Origin of the sequence: Streptomyces sp. MBT65 (genome assembly GCF_016612545.1) — a bacterium.
In the GTDB taxonomy this organism is placed as follows: Bacteria; Actinomycetota; Actinomycetes; order Streptomycetales; family Streptomycetaceae; genus Streptomyces.
Genome location: NZ_JAENRY010000515.1, coordinates 1 through 3,122, shown reverse-complemented (window position 1 = coordinate 3,122; position 3,122 = coordinate 1). Strand labels below are relative to the sequence as shown.

At 71.5% G+C, this 3,122-nt stretch carries 5 protein-coding genes; 2 read left to right on the top strand and 3 right to left on the bottom strand.

The window, feature by feature from the left end:
* Positions 1-57: 57 nt before the first annotated feature.
* The gene (locus JHN63_RS49465; RefSeq protein ID WP_200691690.1) at positions 58-657 is read left to right on the top strand and encodes an N-acetyltransferase; all 600 of its coding nucleotides are present in this window, start codon (positions 58-60) and stop codon (positions 655-657) included.
* Between the two features lie 47 nt (positions 658-704).
* Positions 705-1,589 carry a metallophosphoesterase gene (locus JHN63_RS49460; RefSeq protein WP_200691689.1) on the top strand — a complete coding sequence of 295 codons (885 nt, stop codon included), beginning with the start codon at positions 705-707 and terminating at the stop codon, positions 1,587-1,589.
* 12 nt (positions 1,590-1,601) lie between these two features.
* Here JHN63_RS49460 and JHN63_RS49455 read toward each other — a convergent pair whose 3' ends face one another.
* The 3 genes from JHN63_RS49455 to JHN63_RS49445 all read right to left on the bottom strand — a co-directional run.
* A complete protein-coding gene (locus tag JHN63_RS49455) occupies positions 1,602-2,015 on the bottom strand; it encodes a hypothetical protein (protein ID WP_200691688.1) in 414 nt (137 codons plus the stop codon).
* 1 nt (position 2,016) lies between these two features.
* The gene (locus JHN63_RS49450) at positions 2,017-2,583 is read right to left on the bottom strand and encodes a hypothetical protein (RefSeq protein ID WP_200691687.1); all 567 of its coding nucleotides are present in this window, start codon (positions 2,581-2,583) and stop codon (positions 2,017-2,019) included.
* Between the two features lie 50 nt (positions 2,584-2,633).
* Positions 2,634-3,122: SCO4225 family membrane protein (locus JHN63_RS49445; protein ID WP_374223029.1), on the bottom strand; the 489-nt coding region annotated here is incomplete at its 5' end.

Sequence of the window (3,122 nt, the reverse complement as noted above, 5' to 3'; positions counted from 1 at the left end):
GTGGCGGACGGGTCGGGGGGTGATGCCGGGCCGGGGGTGATGCGTACCGTGAGTCGTATGACCTCAGCCTCCCGCGTAGCGACCCGCGCCGATCTGGACGCCATCGTCGCGACCTTCACCAGCGCCTTTCTGTACGACCCCGTGTGGGGGCCCGCGTTTCCGGACGAGCGGCGGCGGGCGGAGCAGGCGGCCGTGATGTGGCGGGTCTATGCCGGTTCCGCGCTGCGCTATCCCTGGACGCTGGTGACGCCGGAGGTGGAGGCCGCGGCGGTCTTCATTCCGCCGGGCGGGGTCGAGTTGACCGAGGAGGAGGCCGCGGGGCTTGAGGGGCGGCTGGCGGGGGTCACGGATGCGGGAACCGCCCGCGCGATCACGGTGGTGGGGGAGCAGTTCGAGGCGGTGCATCCCGCCGAGCCGTTCTTCTACCTGACGATCCTCGGCACGCACGCCGACCATCGGGGCAAGGGCCTGGGCATGGGCCTGGTGACGGAGGGGCTTGCCCGGATCGACGCGCTCGGCGCCCCCGTGTATCTGGAGTCGACCAACCCGGCCAACAACAAGCGGTACGAGAGTGTCGGGTTCGTGGCGCGCGACGAGATCGTCACCGCCGGCGGTCAGGTGGTCACGACGATGTGGCGGGCGGCGGCCACCCGTTGAGCCGTGGCTCTTGGTGAGGGTCTCAACTCGGGCTAGCGTGCCGGAACATGAGAATTCTCCACCTGTCCGACACCCACCTGGAACGCACCGACGCCCCCAACCGCAACGGCGTCAACGCCACCGACTCCCTGCGGCTGATGCTGGCCGAGCTGCGCCACCAGCGCGGAGTGGACGCGATCGTCGTCACCGGGGACCTCGCCAACGACGGGGCGGTGGAGGCGTATACGGCCGTGCGGGAGCTGGTCGGGGGCTTCGCGCTGCGGATGGGCGGGGTGCCGGTCTTCTACACGACCGGTAATCATGACGAACGCGAGGCGTTCGGGAAGGTGTTGGGGAGCGGGCACCTGGCCGCCGACGGTACGGACCGGGTCGTCTCCGCCGTGTTTCCCGTGGAGTTCGCCTGCGCGGCCGTGAGCGACGTGGGCGGGTATCGGTTCATCACGCTCGACTCACTGGTGCCGGGAAAGGTGTACGGGCGGCTGAGCGGTGCCCAACTGGACTGGCTGAAGGAGGAGTTGAGCACGCCGTTCGGGAACGGGACGGTCCTGGCCTTCCACCACCCGCCCATCGCCCTCGACGTGCCGTCCCAGCGGGCCTTCGGGCTGCTGAACCCGGGGGAGTTGGCGGACGCGATCCGGGGGAGCGACGTACGGGTCGTGCTCACCGGGCACTTCCACCTCCAGCTCTTCGGCTTCCTGGAGGCGACGCCGGTGTGGGTCACGCCGGGGGTCGTCAACCGGATCGACCTGACGACGGCGTACGGCACGGAGAGGGCGGTGCGGGGCGCCTCGGCCTCGCGGGTCGAACTCGGCGGTGAGACCGGGCCGATGTTCCACACCCTGCACGCGCGGGACCCACGGGCACACGAGACGGTGTACCAACTGGACGCGGAGCGGACCCGGTTGATCGTCGAGAGGGAACGGGAACAGTGAACGGGAGCGCGGCTAGCGGGACCTGACCCAGGCGATCGAGAGGACCACCAGCACGCCGATCGCGGCGCCCGCGAACTCGTAGGCCGCGTGGAAGGCCAGGTCGGAGCGGTCGGTCACGGCCCAGTCCCGGCCGGCGTAGAGCCGTATCCCCGTCACCTGCTCCTCGTCGTACGCGAAGTTCAACCCCTCTATCTCCCCGCGCCCTTGCTGTCCGTCGGGCAGCCGCCAGGTGCCTGTGCAGGGGCCGGCCCAGTCGCAGTGGACGTATCCCTCGGTGATCGTCCGGTCGCCGTCGACGAACCGGTGGACGTTCCTCGCGGCGAACCACAGCGGCAGCGCGAGCGCGCACAGGCACAGGGCCAGCACCACCCGCTGCCACCACTTGAGCCCGTCCACCACATCCGCGCTCCACGCCAGCGGGCCCATGTCAGAGATTCCCCAGCGGCTCGATGTCCACGTGCACCGGTGTGCCCCAGACACGCAGCACCTCGTAGTCGGTGAACTCGTGCACGAGCCGGTACGCCATCGCGGGCCGCGAACCGCGTCGCTGGGCGGCGAGGTACAGCTCGGCCTCGTGGCGGTCGCGGCGCGGGGTGCCGCAGAGCTGCCAGGCCTGGCCGTTCCACAGCTCGGGGAGCCAGCGCTGCTGGGCCTGCGGGCGGTCCTCGCGGACGCCGTAGCGGGAGGGGGTGGTGTCGGTGGGCCGGGTCGCGCCGGGGCCGTTGATCTCGGAACGGCGGGCCGCGCGGCGCCGGGTCTCGCAGAGCAGGCAGAGGTCCGGGGCGTCGGCGTCGACCGGGCCGTTCGGATGCTCCAGGCAGCGGGTGGTCGGCGCGCCGCCGCTGACGGTGTCGTCCAGCAGGTCCAGGGCGCGCTTGAGATCCGCCTTGACCTCGTGCAGCCGGGCGTCGGGGGTGTCGGAGGTGAGCGCCTCACCGTGCTCCCCGAGGAGACGGAGGGCGCGGCCGAGGGCGGTCTGCTGGGCGTGGTTCATGGTTCGCTCGACGATAGTCGGGTTTGGCGGGGTGTGCGGTTCCCTCCCCGTCAGGTGGCCGGGTACGCCTCCCGCGCCCGGAGCCGGTGGGCGAGCCGGCCGAGCAGTACGGCGTTGCCCAGCCCGCACAGGGCCGTGGCGGCGGTGAAGAGCAGCGGGTTCAGCCAGGCGAGCGAGGTGAACTCCGCCGGGATCGACACGAAGAAGGCGAGCATGCCGAGGGGGGCCGTCGTCATGACCGGCCAGATGGCGGCGAAACCCGGGTCCGGCGACACGTACGCGGCGTACAGGAAGAACGTCAACGCCGCGGCGACCAGGGCGAGATACCCACGCGCGAGCCAGTTGTCCACGGCGGGTGCGAGCAGGGTGCGGGCGCGAGTGCGGACGGGAGAGGCCGGGGCCGTTTTCCTCGGCGCGGTGGTCGTCGCGGATCTCTTCACCAGGGCGCCGACCACGGCCGCGTTCACGAGGGCGCACAGCAGGAGCCATACGGCCCAGAAGCCGACCGCCAGCGCCTGGGCCGTATGGCTCCTGCTGTG

Coding starts and splice junctions, on each gene's coding strand:
- JHN63_RS49460 (WP_200691689.1), top strand. CDS start 705: ATGAGAATTCTCCACCTGTCCGACACCCACCTGGAACGCACCGACGCC.
- JHN63_RS49450 (WP_200691687.1), bottom strand. CDS start 2,583: ATGAACCACGCCCAGCAGACCGCCCTCGGCCGCGCCCTCCGTCTCCTC.
- JHN63_RS49455 (WP_200691688.1), bottom strand. CDS start 2,015: ATGGGCCCGCTGGCGTGGAGCGCGGATGTGGTGGACGGGCTCAAGTGG.
- JHN63_RS49465 (WP_200691690.1), top strand. CDS start 58: ATGACCTCAGCCTCCCGCGTAGCGACCCGCGCCGATCTGGACGCCATC.